An 18,995-nucleotide genomic window follows, 5' to 3' on the forward strand; every position below is an offset into this window, starting at 1 on the left:
TAAGTTGTTCACTTACCGCACACTTTCATAACGTGTTAATTCCCTTTAAATTCACACTTTTGAGCACTTCTTAAGCAGAAACGAATTCACGCATTTTCATCCTTGGATGTGATTTTTGTTATTTTTGTGTTATTTTTTTCGAAATATAAATCATTAATCATCATACGGCCGATACTTCTTCCGACCAGCTTCCAGTTCTTTTTTTTGTGCCTCAACATGGCTCAGAAGAAATAAACTCACTGTTCCTACTTTCTTAACCGGATTCAATTTCCCAGAGCTCACAAGAGCGCTTAAACGCTGCCTCGTGATACCGAGCAATTCTCCGGTTTCCGCTGCAGTCAGTACTTCTTTTTGAATGAACTGTATCTTTTCATTTTCTGTCATGTCTGTTCTCTCTCCAAATTAGAATAAAACCTTTTAGTATGGTGACGATCGCAGCCATATATAAGATGACAACTGCAATCTTCCCCAATGTTCCAGCTGTTTCAAAATCAATTGCAACAATACCCACTAATATAATAAACAACGTCGTCATATCTAATGTATTGTAGTGCTCTAAATATTTTTTCATATCATCGTGGACGTGATATAATGTAGGAGCAAGGGGATTACTCCCCTTGTCTTACTATGTTTTAGCGCTTCTTGCTTGTCCGGCGGGAGCGCTTTTTTCTGTTCTTCTCTCGCTTCTCGCTTTCCTTCTGCCAAATATCATAAATATTTTTGACAATGGTTACGATTCCAGCGATGATAAGAACTATGTTTCTGATCTCGTCCACTTTAGCACCTCCTTTCGATACTTTTATTATACCAAACCTATTTACAACAGTCAATAGGTTTACGTGAAATAATCTCCTTTATTGAAAATTTTTTATTCATATCTCCGCAAAATAAAAATATAGATAAACATCCTCAATTCCTTTAAAATGGAATCATCGTTTAAATCTAGGAGGAAGTTATGTCTTTATTTTATTCACTATTTGCAGCCCTAATGATAGTTGGAATATTCATGGGGTTGTGTCTAGTTGTTTTAAAGTCTACTAGAAAATTTGGAATTCAACTTACGATTGGATGCTTGTCAATCCTGCTTCTAATGTCTCTTTCAAACAGATTCATTTTTAAATTTGGAGATGAACATGAAGCAGCTATTACTCCACAAACATTTCATAAAATTAAAGAAGGCATGACTTATGAGGAAGTTAAGAAGATAGTTGGCGGGAAAGCTAGGTCAGAAAGCAATTTATATGCAGGTTCTAAAGAATACGTTTATTCAGGGAAAGATGGGTTAGAAAGTGGATCAACAGTTACTCTGGAATTTGACGATGATGAATTAAATTTTATATCTGAAACAGGCTTAATTAGTAAGCGAGAAGATGAACAGAATGAAGATGAGAATACGACTACTGTTATAGAAAATGAAACAGAAGAAGATCAAATCAATGATTTAGTTGAAAACAATTTAAAAAACGTCTCTGTCGATAAAATCGAATTGAATCAAGATATGAGTAAAAATAAAGAAAAGCAATACATAGCATTAGTTCATTTGTCATTTAATCTGAAAAATACTCCCGAAAGAGCAAAAAAATAACGCAGACGTATAGCGAAGATCTAGCTGCTCGAATAAGCGACAAAGTAAAAAGTGTTGACCAACTGATCATATTTTGGAAAATTCCCTACTTAAATGACAATGCCGTCCTCGCAAAAAATTCATATGTAAGATCTGGAAGTCATTTCATTATTGCCGATCAAGCATACCAACCACCTTTGCAATAAAATAAACTAAAGATATGTGTTTTCAATGATCAACCTTAAAGAGTCTCATACAACAAACAGCCCCTTCATCTGATAGAAGGAGCTGTTTTTTTATTCATTCAACAAGGCAAACCATGCTTTCTGGTAAACTTTCTGGTCAAATCCTTTAAATATAGACTTTGTGCTCTTAGACAAACGTTTTCTTGTCTTTTCTTCAGACATGATTTTTATTACCCTGTCTGCCAATTCATTTTGGGTTTTAACAAGATAACCATTTTTCTCGTTCTGTATCATATCTTTAGGGCCGTATTTAATATCATATGATGTTACTGGTGTACCTGCGGCTAAGCTTTCAAGAATGGTTAGTCCAAATCCTTCAGATTTTGAAGTGAGTATTGAACAAGCTGCTTTTTGATAAACCTCAATTTTGTTGTCTGTAAACCCTTTTAATTCAATATTTTTCGTTAAGTTTAATTTTTCAATTAGTTCTTGGAAGTATGTTTCATGCTCACCCACACCATAAATTTCGTATTTCGCATCTGGAATAACATCAACTACTTTTTTGAATGCCTTTATAGCTTCCTCTAGACCCTTTTCTTTATGATAGCGGGACAAAGTTACCGCTAGGTGCGGATTAACCTTAGAATTATCCTTCTCAGTGTCGGGTTTACTTATTCCATGTGGAATAACGCGATAATTCAACCGCTCTCCAAACTCGTTTGAAAAGTCATTTTTTTGTTCCTCAGTCAAAAAAACAATCTGATCAAATTTATCAGGGTTCTTGAATAAAGCATTATATTGTTGACTTAATTCAAATTCACCCTTCTCATTTAAATCGTAATGATTAGTGTGCAACACAACAACTTTTCTCACATCAGATAATCTTTTATCCAATAATAAACTGAAATTTTTAGGGTTGTCAGACATGATGATTGGTGATTCAATCTCTTTTGTTCGATTAGCTATCCAATATGCCGCCAGGTCTTCTAGGTTCTTAAATTCTAAAGGCTCGGGATAGAAAAGATTGCAGCGGAATATCTCTTCATCTTTAGGCTTTAACCATGTTGTGAGATAACATTTCCCATCCTTTCCGAAATAACGGTCTAACTTTGGTTTGTTGCTGAACAAATCCATTTGGCGTTCACGTACTAAATAACCATCCTCGTTATATTCTTCTCTGCGAAGCCTGTGTCGAGCTTCATTCATGTAATCAATATATGCAAGCCGTCCATTGCTATCGAACTTTTTGTACTTTACATACAGACCATCTTTGAAGTAACGAAAAGCATTGTTTGCTTTAAAAACGATGAAGCCTTCTTCTTCTTTATTCGGATCCCCTTTTATACGATGATCTTCTTTACTGTTCTTAGAAGGATCTAGATCATTGAATAAATTATAAACCTTCACTCTTTCATCGAGTTCATTGGCATTATAAAGATTTTGAATGATACTTTTATGATTCTTTTGAAAAAGAATGGTTAGAAATTGAGTTTCTTTATACTCTGAAACGAGTGTATTCGCTCTATGTATTGTTGCTTTGGTCATACCGCCTCTTTTTGTATTTAAGGAATTAAACAAAAAACCGGACTAACGAGAGACATATTTTATCCCCTTTTCATATTTTTTCACTAGATTATATTACTATAAATGAAATTTTAATGAAATAGTCATATAAAAAGAGAACAATTACAGAAAAACCCTCCTTGTATTAAGAAGGGGTCTTTAATCGATCAAAACTTAAGTCTGGTTTATGACCTATAAATACCGTCAGAAATTAAGCCATTCATCATCTAAAATTCATACTGTATGTTCTGTCTTTAGTAATGAAAGGCCATCAGCAAGGTACTGAGTTATTTTTTGTGTAATCAAACAAGACCTCCGAAAGTTCTTAACTTTCACTATTTTTAGAGTTATGTTAGAATAAAACGAGAACATACGTTCTATATTTGTTGAGATTAGTTACTGTATTGTGGAGGATTGATGGTTTGAAAACAATTTTACTATCTGATGGACGAGCCTTAAAATTAACGTTTGAAGAAACGAGAAAACATTTTCTGCCGATGATAAAAAAACAATAAAACAAACTAATAATAAATTTGTTTTTAACTTTATTGATGAGGAAGATTTTTCTCAAGAGTTAGAAATTGAACTTTGGAGAGCATATGAAGGTTATGATTTCAATTACGGAACGTGTTTCTCAACATATCTACATTACAAATTGAAAAAGGGAGTACGTAATGTAACGTATTCTAGATACACTTTAAAAATAAAATAAAGGGATTTTATCTATAGATACCCTAGTAAATAACAAAGACCTTAAACTAATTGACATATTGCCAACAATTGATTATTCACTGAGCAATCTTGAATCAAATGAACTTGTTAGAATTCTTCTAGAGAATACACCTCCACAAGATAGAGACGTACTTCAAGTAATACTTGACAGAGAGACTTTTTCTGTTTCAGAATATGCAGCAAAACACCAAATTTCTCGTCAAGCCGCTAACCAAAGAATTATTAAACTTCGAAAACACCTTCAAAATGTAATTTCTGAAAAATATCTCCTTACAAACGATTGAGCTAACTATTTGCAATCCAAAGATCATTAATTATTTAATGATCTTTTATTTTTCTCTTTCTTTTCATCGTTTTCCTTAGTCTATTCCAAATTCTCTAAGCTATAAGATACATAATCAATACACGGAATTCTAATTTTACATTTACATTTTTAAATTACGGGATAGAATAGTAGCACTCAAGAAACTAAATAAGGAGAGGAGCTTTTTTATGACTATTTGTATTAACAAAAAAGGGTCAAGCGTTCCGGTCTACTCAAATTACGGATTAACTACATGGGGATCTAAAGTCGGAACAGTTAATTCTAATGAATTATTTGTTTTTATGGGACGTTTACAGAAGCAAATGGTGCAGTTTCAATCGGTTTTTATTCACCTTCAGGTTGGCGACAAGGATACGTCAAACCAAGTGCTGCCACTGGTGCATTTTTGACAAAAGCTTATATAGCGAAGTACGGAACATCTGCCCATGGAGGAATTGCATTTAAAGTCCTTCATCGCCAATCTCGTATTTTTTCTGGCAAAAATGTTATTACTACAGTAAAACCAGGCGGTAAGATTATCACTGATGGTTATTCATCTTCTGGATCATCATATCCATACCGATTAAGTATTAAAGGATATATTCATGCTGGAAGCACCAAATACCATAAAGTAACGAATGGCTGGTGTGACACTGATTTAGAAATCGGGAAATCAATGTACAATACAGTTACAATCGACGGTAAGTGGGTATGAAAAAGAAAAAGCTAATACACTAATCAATATAAAAAGAGGCATAAAAATTCTAACTTATGCCTCTTTTTTATATCTTAATCTAATTTAGACCCTCTGCTAATCTCATTATCCCCTCGTTTTATATTTATATTGGCCTCTAAACAGTTGGATGTTCATAATAATCACTACATATAACCTCCCAAAAATTCTTTCTGCTACTTCAATAATGCTTCAAGTTTCGCCTTTGTATCTGGTCCGTAAATGCCGTCTTGACGAAGCCCATACATTGACTGTAAACGTTTCACTGCATTCGCCGTCTTCGGTCCATACGCACCATCAATACCAAAATTTTTTGCGTTTTTATCCGGATAATAATGAAGAGCCGCTAACGCAGTCTGGATCTGTTTTACAGATTCCCCTCGGGTTAACGGGTTTGTGACTTTAAAAATACCCGCAGGCAGGCTGAATTTTGATTTTTGAGTGGTTTTAGGCTTTGAGGCTTTTACCTTCTTTTTGCCGTCGCTTTTCAGCTCGTTATCGCTTTTGATATAGGAGACATTCACATATCCGTGGAATGTCTGGCCTTTTGAATTGGTGTATTCGACATATCCCCATCCGTTAACAGTTGATCCAAGCTGATATTTTACAACCGTGCCATTCGGCAGGTTAAGCACCATGGAAGAAGAGGCGCTCCGTTGTGTACGCAGAACAAGGCCATCACTTGAAACCACCGTGTTTTTGATGAAACGGCCTTTATTCGAATCGGTGTTGGTTTTTGATTTGTTGTTAGTTGGTTTGTTAATTACTACCCTACCTAATCGTGCTTTTACTCCATTCTTGAAATCAGTAAACCCTTGTGATCTGCTTACCCATGGGGCCGGACAGATTTTGTGTGTAATGTCATAGTGCCGCACGATGTCATTGATCGGATCAAGTTTATACATTTTGCACAGCTCGGCACAAACTTGTTCTGCACGGGCAATGGTATCTGGATGGAAAGTGCCGTTCTTTTCGATGCAAAGCTCCACGCCTATAGATAAGAAATTCGCATTAGGCTTCAGCGCCGCGACACCCCGGTAAGGCTGCCCGTTGACGAATTGCTGAACGTCATTCGCATGATAGGCCACTTCATTCAACGGAATGATGCAAATAGCCTCTGTGCGATCGACAAAAATATGTGCAGATGCAAATGTCTGTTTTTTCTCAGATAGATTTCTGTTCTGGGCGGGAAGCGTTTGACCAAAGTATCTATAATGATTGGCAGCAGGCGCGCCGGGGTTTGCCGTGTAATGCACCACCAGTTTCTTCACGCCGTTGTTTTTGATTCCCGGCCGCGTCCATTTGTTAATATCAATATATTGGTTTCTGTATGCTGACATAAAAATCTCTCCTATTCTGTTTTTGAATTCAAAAAAGCAGCCGGATTAACCAGCCGCCTGATCATCTTTTTCTTTTGTCTGATCGTTGTCGCTTTCAATTACGTGAAGCCGGTCAGTGATGACGGCCGGAATTTTAACGCCGATCTGTGCCAAGTTTTCCGTGATGGACAGGCCCTCATTTGCGATATAAAAAGAACGGTTCCAAAGGTCAGAACACCGTTCAAATTTGTTATCGTGTCAATAATGTTGGCGACGATGACCACCATAAAACTGAGCATCTTCCGCACATATCCAAACCATGCACTGCGGCTCCGGAGCTGCTTCATTTTCCACGCTTTGATAATGCCAGTAATAACATCCAAGATGCTGAGGATCAGAAGCAAGTCAAGGTATTTCACCTCCCCGAATAGATATGTTCTTGCTATCTGTAAGCTTTCAACATTCAACATCACTTGTATTCCCTCCATTGTTAATCACCTCCTTCGAGGCAAAATAAAAACACCTCTAGGGTGTTTATTAGCTCCCGGTCCCGCCCACATCCACACTGATTGGCTGTTCTGTAGCGGGATAGGTTAAACCAGTGATTTGTTTATATTGCTCTTCAGTAATTCTGTTCAATTCAACAAAACGGGCGACATTCGCGTTTGTATAATAATTCCGGCCCCATCCATAAATGGTCTTGATATTTGTAAACCAATCCATTATGCTTTTCCTCCCTCTGCCAACATAAGAAGCAAGTCAGCCAATATTCTTGACTGTTCCTCGGCTGCGCTTTGAGCTTCTGCCAACTGCTCCATAATGACAGCATTCTGCTGTTTTAAAATATCAACAGCCGTTGGTCCCTGAACATTTTTTGCGTGCTCTAATATAGAATTCTTTTCTTCTCGTGTAGCCGATTCTATCCATACCTGTTTTTAGGATCAAATTTCGCCTTGAAAAATGAAGGTGGTTGAATTAGCGTGCAATTTTCAGGAATAATATAATTTCCTTGCTCATCTACTTCGCCAATAATAGAAGGTCCGATAAAAATAAAATCTTCTCCATACTTGTATGCTTGAATCATGTTGCAGTTCCTCCAGTTTGTAGCGGCACAGATACATCTATATAAAAACCATCTAATCTATTTGAATCAAGTGGCGTTGGATATTTAATCTTTAAGTCGCCATCATCGTATACAATCAAATTTGCCGTTCCCCCTGTTCCGCTTAGAGCAACCGAAACGACAGCCCCTCCTATCGGCGTGTACTCAACTGGTATTGACCCAAAAATAATTTCTGCATCTACCCTTACGTGACCTCGTAATAACAACAAAGAACCCGATTTTGCATATATTGGCGTGCGTGTCCCCACGGTAGCACCGTTTTTCAGCGTAATATTTTGCCACACAGGATTTTCAAAATCATTATTTGTAATGAGCCGTTTCCATCCTTTAAAAACACCGTTAGTATGAACCGTGGTATGCCATAAAGTGTTATCATAGCTACGCCAAGCTATGATAGACTTTCTTCCGGAATCGCCTTCGATAACATCATAGTTAAACCATGAGCTATCATTCACAACAGGATTGTTTTTAACTGATGTGCCATTCGCATAATAATAACCTGAACTTAACGCTAGAACGTCTGTCTCATTTACTAATTGTGTTCGTTTTCCGTCATCCTTTGTCAACTTCGTCATCTGGCCGCCATTCCACTTGTCTTTTTCAGTTTTTGTTACGTGAATGTCCGTTTTATCGGCATGAACATCGACTTTTGACTGCGCCCCTTCCACTGACTCAAACTCACGCCATGACGTCCAAGAATCCGAGCCTGAGATTTTATTACGCATAAACTTTCGGCGGCCTGACGACGTTGAGTCGCTGCTGCTATAGGACGTATATTCCTGATATGCATACGTTCCGTAGTTGTGGACGAACAGATACCCGTTATTATTCACGGGCGCATTTAATGCTGTCGTGACACTGCTCATATAGTATAAGCCTGTATCCGTTACAGTATTGAAATCAGCACCGCTTAGATACTTCGCCAGCCCATTATCTTCCGTTAATTTAAAGAGCTGTCCTGCATTCCATTTATCCTTTTCAACTTTTGATGTATGTCTTTCTCCGTTGTTATCGTGTTGTCGAAAAGCATAGTAATCAGCCTGTTTGATATTATCGACTTTATCAAGTCCAACTTGTGCCGCAGTAACCTTGTGCGGATTTGAAGTGTCAGAGGTGTGTTTGTCAAAATCCTCTTTCTTTGCTTGTACGTCATTTGTTACGGCAGATAGCCCTATCTGCGCTTTTGTTACTCCATGTGGGTTACTTTTATCCTTTGAATGCTTATCAAGATTCGCCTGAACAGCGTCAGCCTTTTCTTGCGAGCCCTTTTTCGTTTCAACAGCTTCGAGATCGGCAAATTTCTCCCGTAATTCCCCAACGGTTTGACTGATTTCTTTAACGGTTTGGGTTACCCCGTCTCTCAGCGTTTCAAAGTCGTCAATGTAGTAGTCAGCTGTCGGAACGATGTTCTGATCTTCTAACGTTTTAGCGATAGAAAAGGTGAAAAATGAAGTTACCAGGGATTGTCCGTTTGTATAATATAGTTTGATTTCGGCCTTAACTGTTCCGTAATGCTTTAGTTCCTCATCAGACAAAATGTATTCAGCTGTACCATTGACTTTGTCTATAAGCGTAAGACTCTTTTTATAAAATGATCCGTCAGCATATAGCAGAACGATTTTTGCATCCAATGCTGACAAAGGCAATGGTACGCCATCCTTCACAAAAGAAAAGGACAGCTTGGCGCTGCCCGTATCTTGCGTCATAAATTGTATGTTAGTGGTTCGGCCGTTTGACCGTCCGGCATTAATATCGAATGACACACTCCCCGTTTTATACATCTTTGATTCCTCCCTTAATGCTGCGGCGTAACTAGCATCTGCGCTACCCCGTAACCTTTTTTCACATCGAACGGAATTTTGATTTTCATAACAGTTCCGTATCCGGCGCTTTCCGCCTTTGTTGCAACACCATTGATGGCAGAAACACTATCGCCGACTGTTACTGTTTCGTCGATCCTAACGAAGACTTGACCGATCAAACCGATTACATGCCACTCGTCCCTTTCCTCTCTTGGTTTGTATTCCGCTTCAGGCTTATAATTCGGATTTTCAACAGGGATCTGAAGAATTTCATTTCCATCATTCACCTCACGATAAACCAGTCCGCCAAATTCATCGCGAAGATAACGATCATTCCAATAAAACGATGCTCCACCGAGCACAACGCCGGCTGTTTTTGAAACAACGCCAAGAATCTTGTCCCCTACATGAGCTTTACGAATCTTATCGCCTTCTAACGCAACAAGATAAGATGCCTCAATCTTTGATCCGTCAGCAGATTCAAAATACTCCGCTAAGTCCTTTAAATTAGACACACTTTCAATAGCGCCTGTAGCTCGAACAGTCCCATTTTTAGCATTAAGTTCAATCTTTTTATTCGCTTCTGATGCGCTGCCATCACCGTGCCCCATCGCAAGGGAATAAGATTTACTATTCTTTGTAGCCTTTGAAAACATAACGCCGGAAGAAGCTCCGTCTCCGGTCGTATGCGAATCGTACGAAAACATAACGCCATTTCGTGATCCTTCTGTAGATGCTCCACCTGCGTTACCAGCAATCAGATTTCGTTCACCCTTTGCAATTGTTGATCCGGTATTTGCAATGATAGCACTGTACTTCGTAAGTGGATGCCCGGAAGATGTTGCTGCGCGGAAACCGCCTTTGACGTTATTTGGAACGACAGAGTGCTTTTGGTCACCTAATACTGCCGCGTTTCTATAGCCATAAGCCCTTACTGCAAGGATGTTCGTTTGAGTATTCGGCGATGTAATGCCAGCTATACCATTCGAGCCGTGCAGTAAACCATTAACTAAATTTACATTGTATACGCCGCCTCCTATTCCGATCCCGTTAGGTGCTGATTCATGGCTTACAAAATCGGAAATGAAGACATCATCTGTTCGTTGATCGCCGCCAACAATCCGAATGTCATATTCAGCAGTTTTAAATCCAGTTACTTGAAGATTGGTAACGTTTATCTTTCGACTTTTATATTGAAATGCAATAACTGAATCTCCTTTATAGTCGTATGTCGGATCCCCAATCGCTGTAAAACCAATGATTTTCACTCTCTGATATGCCGAAACAACTAGCGCCTTTGGAGCTAGTCCTTCATAAAGCGAATTGAACCTTGGTTCTCTTGACGTGCAGTCTACTAACGTCACATCACGTGCAGTCTCACTCCACGGATCCGTCGCTAAATGATGCCCAATGTGTCGCAAATCAAATGATCGGACGTCCCGAAAGGATTCATGACCTCGAATATGGACGTTACAAGGTGCCGGCCATTCTGCATGGGCCTTAACTTCTACCCCGCGGACGTTACCTTCAGTATAGTTATCAATCACCCAGATATGCTTAGAACCATCATCTACTTCAATACCGTTTGAATTGGCCCCGCCTTTACGATGTGCCTTCCCGGTAGGGTTTGTCATAACATTATGTGTAATGAAAACGTATTCGCTGTAGTGTGTGGTAATGCCATCGTCACCATAACCAGAGCCAACACAGCGGTCAATCCAAATATACTTACTGCCAGTTGCGGTATAATTATTAGCAGTTATATCATATGTCGGTGCAGTTATATCGAAGCAATGCAACCCCGGATTAATACCCTCAACTTCACGGATGATACCGAACTTGACTTGCGCAAATGTCAAGCAGCTTGAATGTATCCCCCCGGTCGCACCTACGCCTCCTTGTCGTTCAGGATTCCAATCAAGAGACATACCTTCTACAACAATATTCCGGTTGCCTAACGTATGATCAGCATTTGTAACAACCCACTCGCTGGCCGGTGTATCTTCATGGAGCTTTAGTGTAGTGACACCCATACCTTGACCAATCATATATGTCCAAGACGGAAGTTTGACTCCTTTAACAACATATGTGCCGGCTGATAGCATAAGGCGAACCTTACCAGTACCAATTGCCCTTTTAAACGCTTCTGAACTATCGCTTTCTCCGGTTGGATCAGCACCGAAGTCATCTACATTGACGGTTCGTTTAATCTTTTGGAGAAGCTTGTTATATTCTTTATCCAGCCGCTCCTTGAGCAAAGGGGTTATATTTCCTTCAGCATCAACCCGTGCATCTACTACTTCTTTTACATTAGTTCCATCAGCATTTAAAATCAGGTTGCGAATCCGGTTATATAGACCATCGATATATGAGCGTAAAGAAAATCCGCCATGATCAATTTGCTCCGACGAGTGGGCTTTTTTGCTCTTCTTATGGCTGTTTATCTCGTTTTCAAGACTATTCAATCCATTTTCAACGGTCTCAGCATCTGCTCTTTGTTCAGCAATATACCTTGCGTTTCTAGTGGTGTCATAATCCTTGATTAACTTGAATCCCAATGTGTCACTCTCCTTTCAAGACAAAATAAAAAACACTCTTAAAAAGAGCGCTTCTAAATCATCATTCTCAGTTTTTGTACATAACGCTTTTGATCTTTTAATCGCTTTTCTTGCTCCATCCGGATATCCTGAATATCTTTACGGAAATTAGCAAAGTTCAATGTTGGCTTTGCATATGGATTTAAGGGCTTATATTGAATGGAAAGCAGCCGGACATCGTCTTCATAGGTTACGCCATAAACTGTATCAGCCAACACATGAAGTGTGTCTCCTTTCCAAAAATCATCTTGTATGTCAAGAAGCTTTGGCTCATAGATGTATTCATAATCCACTTCGATCTCCATTTTCGGGTAAGGATTCACGTATTTTTTAAGCGCCTCCATCATGCTGGACTCTTTTTTATAGCGCTCGTCGCGCAGTGGCTCAGCCCACCGCGGCATGCCATCAAGCAGGAACTTATTTTCGTCAGGGTGCTTGTAAAGGACCGGCTCAAAGACGTACTCCGTTTTTTTGCTGTCGGTGCTGCTGTTTTCCTTTATTGCTCCGTATCCCCGTGCTCGGGTAGAGCAGCCGTCTGTCGATGTTTTAATTTTAATGCCGGGCATATTATAACGAGAGTCGAGAGTGTGATTGATACGCTTTCCCATCTTTTTATAAACGTATATCTTGTAATTATCCACATCAAGCTCTAAGCCGTAGTCTTCCACAATTTCGCTTATCAGCTCATTCGCGAACTTATCACCAAAATTCTCCTGCTCCACACTTTTAAATTCACTTTCCTTGTCTTTGAAAATGTAAGAGAATTTCGTCCCCTTCAATGTGAAATCAAGCATTTTTCGTACAGTCAGTGTGCCGCTGATCGTCGCTTCTACATAATGGTTATTCAAAACAGCAACGAAAACATGGCTTGCAGAAACTTTCTTGCTGAGTGTTTTTTCCTGATCAACCTCAACCATCGTAATAAAGTATTTTTGATGGTTGAATTTTTTTCGTCCAAATAAAGGATATTGTCATTTATGAGCAAATCATATTCAATGCCATTATCAGCAGTCCGAGTGATCGTAAACTCAATATCTTTTTTCCGGTGGTGTCATCTAATAGATCCGGATCGGCACCAATGACTTCGACCACTTGATTTCCGTCTTGGCTGGAAACATGCAGTTGAGGGAAATAAACGTCTTTCGGCAAATTTTGATTCAGCGTAATGTCTTTACCATCATATTCTTTACTTGGTATGTCTGGCTCAGGATCTGGTGTACTCGGATTACTCGGTTCGTCTGGTACTCCCTCGGTTGTATCATATTTCGTTAATTTATAGGTGAAAATGAGGCTGTTCAATTTTGTTGCGTAATTTGGGTCGGTAGCATACCCGGCTTTGACGAGAGCCGCAGTTGCTTTCTGATAGTCTGTTTCCCCGACGACAGCTTTATAATGGTTTTTGTCCCAGCTAAGGCCATTTAAGTACAGGTTCGCCAAGTCTTGTATAGATTCTTTCCATGAAGGGTATTTCCTGAATTTAGCCGGAACTTGTACATTTTCTCCGTTGATAACTTCCCATGTCTGCATAATGACATATTGGCCGTTGTATTCGCCCTTCATACCGAAAAGATTATGCCCTTTTGTCGCCAATTCACTTGTGCCCCAAGCGCTTTCTAAGCATCCTTGCGCAATGATCAGTGATGCGAGAATACGGTGCTTTTTATATATTTGCTGGGCGTCGCCGGCAATCTCTTTAATAAAATCTGTATTCGCCATATATACCGCCTGCCTTACAAGTAGTAAAACCGTGTGTCAAATTCTATGACAAAATCATCGGCATTTTGAATTTCAAACTCATTCCAGCCAATTTCGAGATTCGGCAGACGTCCAGATGTTTTTATCGGTTTATTATTGAGCAGCGCGTATTGCTTTAAAAATGATACCTGCTGTGACTTCTTCAACTCTTTTTCAATCGTTAATTTCTCGCCATTAGTATGATTGATTAGCGTTACATTCTTCCCCTTGGCGTTCAATAGGACGTTATACGCGTGATCTAATGGATTGATTTGGACGTCTCCGGAATTAAAGACAGAGAAACGTTTCTGATTCTTAAAATAATAGGCCAGGTTGTCATCTGATTGCAGGTTCATACCGATGTTCCAGTTCTCTCCTGACTGAGTCTGCGCTGTTTTGGTTGAATGTTTAGATTCTGCCATTCCGGTAATATTGGTAAACTCGACCGAAAAAACAGTATGTGTTTTCTCCTTTTCTTTGGGGATGCTGAAATTCCCATCACACGTGACAAGGAAACGGCGATTCGGCCATAAGTCAGTAGAAATATAATAGGCAAATGGCTTTACCAATAAAGCATAGAGCTGATGCCTAAGCATGTAAAAATTACTGTGAATTTTCGAATTCAAATATATTTCTACAGTGACTTTTCTTGATGAGTAGGTCACATCACGTGGATGCTGTGCTGAGATAACACCATGACGCCGCGGGATCATAATTGTTTCCCGATTGATAGCCGGCGCCTCCGCCAAAAAACTCAACACTTCAAATTGAGGGAGCAAGCTGTCAAGGCTCTGCTCCCCCAATCCGTTATCAAAATCCAAATATAGTTTTACCAAGCCGGCTTACCCCCGTTTCTATATTGTTTTCTTCTATATCGGTCAGCACTCGTTTGGTCTACTCGAGCACCGTCAATATAGGTATTGTTATCTTTTAAGACCAGTTGTTGCAGTAGCTGAATGTTCTGCTGGAGAGCGTCGATCTGCTGCCCCATCATACTGATTTGCCTCTCTTGATTCTCCACGACCCGAGTCATATCAATATTGAGGCTTTTATCATTTTCAGGCTGTGCCGCGGATACTTTTTGAAGCAATAGCAATGCCTTTGAGATCATCCCTTCTTGCAGTGAAGGCAGTACGCCAAGCTCACGTCCAACCCGCGCCCACAATCCGATATTCCTTTCGCGGTATGCAGGATCTTTCGTAATGGTGGTTTCATCGTATCCTCTTTCGTTGAGGACAGCGAGCTTGGAGCCGCCGCGCCCCGGAGAAGTACCGCCCTTTGCATACCCCACATACGGGCCGCCGCGCGCCATTGATTTCAAGCCGGGATGATTTGATATATCTCCATATCGCCCTTTGATGTAATTAATGGCCGCCAGAATGTTGTCCACCGGATTAAGTATGTTGTTATGACCCGGAAATGCGTTAGAAGAAAACGTACTCGGAATGGTCTGCATTAACCCCCTTGACGGATTTCCTGCTCTTGCATTGGAATCTGTAAGGTTAATGGCATTCGGATTACCTCCTGACTCTTTCATGGCAACCGTGATTAAGCCGGGAATCCATGAAAACGGGACACCAGCGATGCCGACGGCTTCCGTTACCCATTTTTGCACCTGAGCAGACCCTGTTGCGCCTTTGTAGGCATCGGCCGTAAAAAATCCCACATCCGGCAAGACCCCTTTTAAGAATTGAAGGGCACCGCTTTTTAGCGTTTTGAGAATACCAGTCCCTAATCCATCTATACCGGTTCCTGTTTTAAACGGGATCATGCCTTTGAAAATGCTGCTGATTATCTTTTGCGGTCCTTTGATAATCATATCCATAACGTCAGAGGCGACGTCCTTCGTTTTGCCAATGACATTCTTGCCGACAGAGACAGCGCCTTTCACCAGCTTTTTCGACCCCTCAAACGCATTTTTGAAGAAGTTTCCGACCCCATTTGCATAACCGGGAAGCCCTGTGGCGGCTGCTTCTTTCGACTGAGCGTGCGGAAGAACAGACGTACCACGCGGAAGATCCCACACTTGCGGGCCGCCCATTCCGACAATGTAAGTGCCGATGCCAGGCGTGTGAGCAAGCTCCCACCCTTCTTCCCCGACTAATGCCCGACCGCCGGGGTGAAAGTCTGTTCCTTTGGCATAGGCTACTCCCGGTGCAATTTGCATAGAGGAAGGCTGACGGTTATCGTATCCAGCAGGCTTCCACTCTGGGATAGTATCCATGTGCATAAATTCTAAAATGTTATTGATCCAGCCAGTAACAGCATTAACTCTCTCAGCCAAGTCTACTTTAAATAGATCCCATACGCCGAGTACCTCTCCAGTTTCTGTATTAACCTCGCTAATATGCCCAGCAGCTTGTTTTTTTGCCTCTTCTACGACACCTTTATGAGTTTCTTTTGCTTCTTTAATTGTCTTTTTAGCCTGACTCCTTGCGTTTTCCACGGTTTTATCGTGTTCTTCTTGAGAAATTGACCCTTTTACATAACGTTGCTCATCCGCGGCATCAATAACGGCATCACGTTGTTTCTTAGCTGCTTTAATTGTTTTCTCTTTTGCCTTGTTACTGTCTTTTATAACAGCAGCCGCTTGTTTAGCAGAAAGATTAGACGCCTCTTCTTTCAACTTTTTAGATATCTTTATCTGCTCAGCCTTGCTTCGTGAGAGCGCAGTCTCCATTTCAGAGAGCATTGCAATTTGGATTTTTGCTATTTCTTTATTCTCTTTTTCCGTGGTTTTTCGATTTTCGCGGGCGGCAGTCTTATAAATTTCATCTACTCGATCAACATACTTTTGGATCTTCTTTTGTTTTTTCTCGTTATAAGCATCAATTTTGCCAATGATTTTATTTTCTTCTTTATCAGACATTCCGTTATTAGAAGCATAAAATTCTTTCAGCACTTTAGTTGCATTGGTCGCGCTGGTTTTGTATCCGTTTTTCAAAGAATCTCCCATGTCTTTAAAGCGCTTTGACATGTCATCTGCGATGTCGTTCGTGATGGTAGCATTGGTCGCTTTCAGGGTGTTCAGCTTGGCTGTAACCTCAATGTTCATGTCTTCATAGGCGTTGACGGCTTTTGCTGTGGATTTTGATACACCGTCTCCAAAATCAATTGTTGCCGGGAGCACTCGTTTCTTTAAATTGTCGTAATACTTAAATCCGGCATCAGCTAAAAGAGTCACACCCGTAATTAGCGCGCCGACTGGTCCGCCTAACAATCCGAGTCCGCCACGTAAAAGACCGACAACGGCAGTGCCTTTTTTGAGTATGTTAAACAGGCCGAAACCGCTTTTTGCAAGCTTCATAAATCCGCCTGCCCCTTTTACGGCATTTAATCCGGTTTTGATAATTCCGGCACCGAACTTTAACAGCTCAGGAGCAAAGGTAAGAACGAGTCCGGCAATTGTCCCGATTGGACCTCCGAATAGAGTAAGCCCAGTACCGGCCACCCGGGATGCCCCGCCAAGCCCGCGCATCGCTTTCGAGCTTCTATTTGTCGATAGCTCCAGTCGGCCCACTCGTGTCGCTGCCACGGCGTTTGTTTGGTTGAGTCTTTCCATCCGGGTGGCTGCTACCGTTGCCGCAGTAGAAGTTGTCGCAATGCCAGCTGCCGCTGTTCGGGATGCAGCGCCTGCCGCAACGGCTTCAGTCGTATAAATACCGAGACTTGCCGATGCCCGATTGACGTTACCGGTTAAATATCCCCCCGCTGTGCGGAGCATGTTCCATCCTGCTGCGATTCTCGGTAATGCCCCGATTAACAGCAAGGCAGCCCCGCCAAAAAGAGAAAATACCGTTACCGCTCCGGCCGTAATAGCAATAGTGCTTGCGACGGAGTGCGGTAAGGCATCGAACCACGTCACTAATGAAGTCAGACCGTCAGTAGTAGCTCTGATGATCGGTATAAACTGGTTTCCCATGGTGATGACGGCGTTATTTGCTGCAGATTTCAGATAATCTACAGATCCAGCCAGATTGTCCATCTGCTCGTCAGCTACTTTTTCAGCAATGCCGCCGCTGTTTTCTATTTCCGCTGTAAATTCTTGCAGTTTATCTTTCCCTGCATGCATGAGTGTGATAAAACCTGATAGAGCATTCTGTCCGGCAAGCTGCTTGGCGATTCGGATTTGTTCTGTTTCAGTATAATTTTTTGTCTTTTCTGTGATCTGTCCCATGATGTCGGCCAGCGGGCGCATCTTGCCAGTAGAGTCCGTCACTTTCAGACCTAATTCCTCAATTGCGGAAGCCGCCGGCTTAGGCGGAGCCGCCAAACGGGTCAGCGTTGCTCGAAGGGCTGTTCCGGCCATGTCTGCTTTAATTCCGCTGTTTGCCATAATACCGGTCGCCGCGGCCAACTCTTCCATGCTGACACCTGCTGTTTTAGCAGCCGGAGCCGCGTATTTCATTGTTTGGCCAATCTCTTGCAAAGTGGCATTGGAGTTCGTGAACGTATACGTCATTGCATCAGCTACACGGTTTGTGTCCTCTGCCTTAATATGAAATTCAGTTAAGATGTCAGAAACAATATCAGCCGTAACGCCGAGGTCGGTTTGTCCGGCGGCAGCCGTTGCAAGCAAGCCGGGCATAGCACCGATAATTTGGTTCGTCTTATAGCCGGCCATCGCTAAATACTGCATGCCTTCAGCTACTTGCCCATCCGTGTACTGTGTGACAGCGCCGAGATGCCGGGCTGTTTCTGTTAATGATGCCATTTGATCATCCGTTGCGTTCGCCAATGCGGCGACACGGCTCATATCTTTCTCGAAGCTTGCTGCGGCCTTAACGGTTGCACCGATCCCAAGCGCTCCGGCGGCACCAATCCCCGCTAACGCCTTTCCTGTGGCTGTTGCGGATTTATAAACAGCGTTCAGCTCTTCTGATACATTCTTTGAATCCTTTTTAAAAACAGAAAAAACGCCTGCAGCCCGACTGCTGCTGTCTGACATGGTTTGAAACTCTTTGCCGACTTTATTCAGCTCTTTTCCGAGATTCTCATGGACCGCAATAGCATCATTCAAACGCCGCGCTTGAATCTGTGTCTCTCGATTGTCTTTTCCTTTCTGCCTGACCAGTTCTTCATACCGTTGACGGTGTTCTTGGACTAATCTGCCTTGAATCTTATACTTATTGCTTAAGCCCTCCATCTGTGATTGCAAGAGCTTTGATTGGTTGCCAGCATTTTTATAAATGCTCCCGGCTGCCTTCATTTCTGAATTTGCCAGGCGCATCTGCCTTTTTAAGCCTTCAATACCCCGGTTAAATCCTGTATCATCAAGACCGACCTTAACGACCATATTTCCTATAGGTTGAGCCATATGTATCCACCCCGCTTTCCTG

General features: G+C 41.3%; 13 protein-coding genes and 2 pseudogenes. 3 read left to right on the forward strand and 12 right to left on the reverse strand.

Going from position 1 to position 18,995, the window contains the following annotated elements; all coding sequences use genetic code 11:
* Window positions 1-153: 153 nt before the first annotated feature.
* The gene (locus D368_RS17155; RefSeq protein ID WP_094295966.1) at window positions 154-384 is read right to left on the reverse strand and encodes a MerR family transcriptional regulator; all 231 of its coding nucleotides are present in this window, start codon (window positions 382-384) and stop codon (window positions 154-156) included.
* A gap of 248 nt (window positions 385-632) precedes the next feature.
* Complete coding sequence (locus D368_RS20320) at window positions 633-776, reverse strand: hypothetical protein (RefSeq protein ID WP_162918044.1); 144 nt, start codon at window positions 774-776, stop codon at window positions 633-635.
* Window positions 777-955: 179 nt separating this feature from the next.
* Between D368_RS20320 and D368_RS17165 the strand changes: the two genes are divergently transcribed.
* Window positions 956-1,585 (forward strand): DUF3862 domain-containing protein, encoded by a 630-nt coding sequence (locus tag D368_RS17165; protein ID WP_128575006.1) that lies wholly within the window; start codon window positions 956-958, stop codon window positions 1,583-1,585.
* Between the two features lie 275 nt (window positions 1,586-1,860).
* Here the strand turns inward: D368_RS17165 and D368_RS17170 are convergent, their stop codons facing one another.
* A complete protein-coding gene (locus D368_RS17170; RefSeq protein WP_486129289.1) occupies window positions 1,861-3,294 on the reverse strand; it encodes a glycosyltransferase in 1,434 nt (477 codons plus the stop codon).
* A gap of 1,242 nt (window positions 3,295-4,536) precedes the next feature.
* On the opposite strand from D368_RS17170, the gene D368_RS17180 reads away from it, so the two are divergent.
* Together D368_RS17180 and D368_RS17185 are read left to right on the forward strand one after the other, a co-directional pair.
* Complete coding sequence (locus D368_RS17180; protein ID WP_128575008.1) at window positions 4,537-4,758, forward strand: hypothetical protein; 222 nt, start codon at window positions 4,537-4,539, stop codon at window positions 4,756-4,758.
* Window positions 4,755-5,063 carry a hypothetical protein gene (locus D368_RS17185; RefSeq protein ID WP_128575009.1) on the forward strand — a complete coding sequence of 103 codons (309 nt, stop codon included), beginning with the start codon at window positions 4,755-4,757 and terminating at the stop codon, window positions 5,061-5,063. Before D368_RS17180 ends, D368_RS17185 begins: the two co-directional genes overlap by 4 nt.
* 194 nt (window positions 5,064-5,257) lie before the next feature.
* On the opposite strand, the gene D368_RS17190 is transcribed toward D368_RS17185, so the two are convergent.
* The 9 genes and pseudogenes from D368_RS17190 to D368_RS17230 all read right to left on the reverse strand — a co-directional run bounded on the left by D368_RS17190 (window position 5,258) and on the right by D368_RS17230 (window position 18,973).
* A complete protein-coding gene (locus D368_RS17190; protein ID WP_128575010.1) occupies window positions 5,258-6,421 on the reverse strand; it encodes an N-acetylmuramoyl-L-alanine amidase in 1,164 nt (387 codons plus the stop codon).
* A gap of 45 nt (window positions 6,422-6,466) precedes the next feature.
* Window positions 6,467-6,888 (reverse strand): annotated as a pseudogene (locus D368_RS17195) (phage holin family protein).
* A 49-nt stretch (window positions 6,889-6,937) separates the two neighbouring features.
* Window positions 6,938-7,123, reverse strand: coding sequence for an XkdX family protein (locus D368_RS17200; protein WP_032863638.1), 186 nt, complete (start codon window positions 7,121-7,123; stop codon window positions 6,938-6,940).
* A gap of 196 nt (window positions 7,124-7,319) precedes the next feature.
* Window positions 7,320-7,484 carry a hypothetical protein gene (locus tag D368_RS20325; protein ID WP_486129290.1) on the reverse strand — a complete coding sequence of 55 codons (165 nt, stop codon included), beginning with the start codon at window positions 7,482-7,484 and terminating at the stop codon, window positions 7,320-7,322.
* Complete coding sequence (locus D368_RS17210; RefSeq protein WP_128575011.1) at window positions 7,481-9,304, reverse strand: BppU family phage baseplate upper protein; 1,824 nt, start codon at window positions 9,302-9,304, stop codon at window positions 7,481-7,483. Before D368_RS17210 ends, D368_RS20325 begins: the two co-directional genes overlap by 4 nt.
* A 14-nt stretch (window positions 9,305-9,318) precedes the next feature.
* Window positions 9,319-11,883, reverse strand: coding sequence for a peptidase G2 autoproteolytic cleavage domain-containing protein (locus tag D368_RS17215; protein WP_128575012.1), 2,565 nt, complete (start codon window positions 11,881-11,883; stop codon window positions 9,319-9,321).
* Window positions 11,884-11,936: 53 nt separating this feature from the next.
* Window positions 11,937-13,638: pseudogene (locus tag D368_RS17220) on the reverse strand (phage tail spike protein).
* Window positions 13,639-13,652: 14 nt separating this feature from the next.
* Window positions 13,653-14,492, reverse strand: a complete 840-nt coding sequence (locus D368_RS17225) for a phage tail family protein (RefSeq protein WP_038458884.1) — start codon at window positions 14,490-14,492, stop codon at window positions 13,653-13,655.
* Window positions 14,486-18,973: a phage tail tape measure protein gene (locus D368_RS17230; RefSeq protein ID WP_101562201.1), complete on the reverse strand. Its 4,488-nt coding sequence runs from the start codon at window positions 18,971-18,973 to the stop codon at window positions 14,486-14,488. The genes D368_RS17225 and D368_RS17230 overlap by 7 nt, the downstream gene beginning before the upstream one ends.
* Window positions 18,974-18,995 lie beyond the last annotated feature (22 nt).

Origin of the sequence: Paenibacillus lentimorbus NRRL B-30488 (genome assembly GCF_000411595.1) — a bacterium.
GTDB lineage: Bacteria > Bacillota > Bacilli > Bacillales > Bacillaceae > Bacillus > Bacillus velezensis.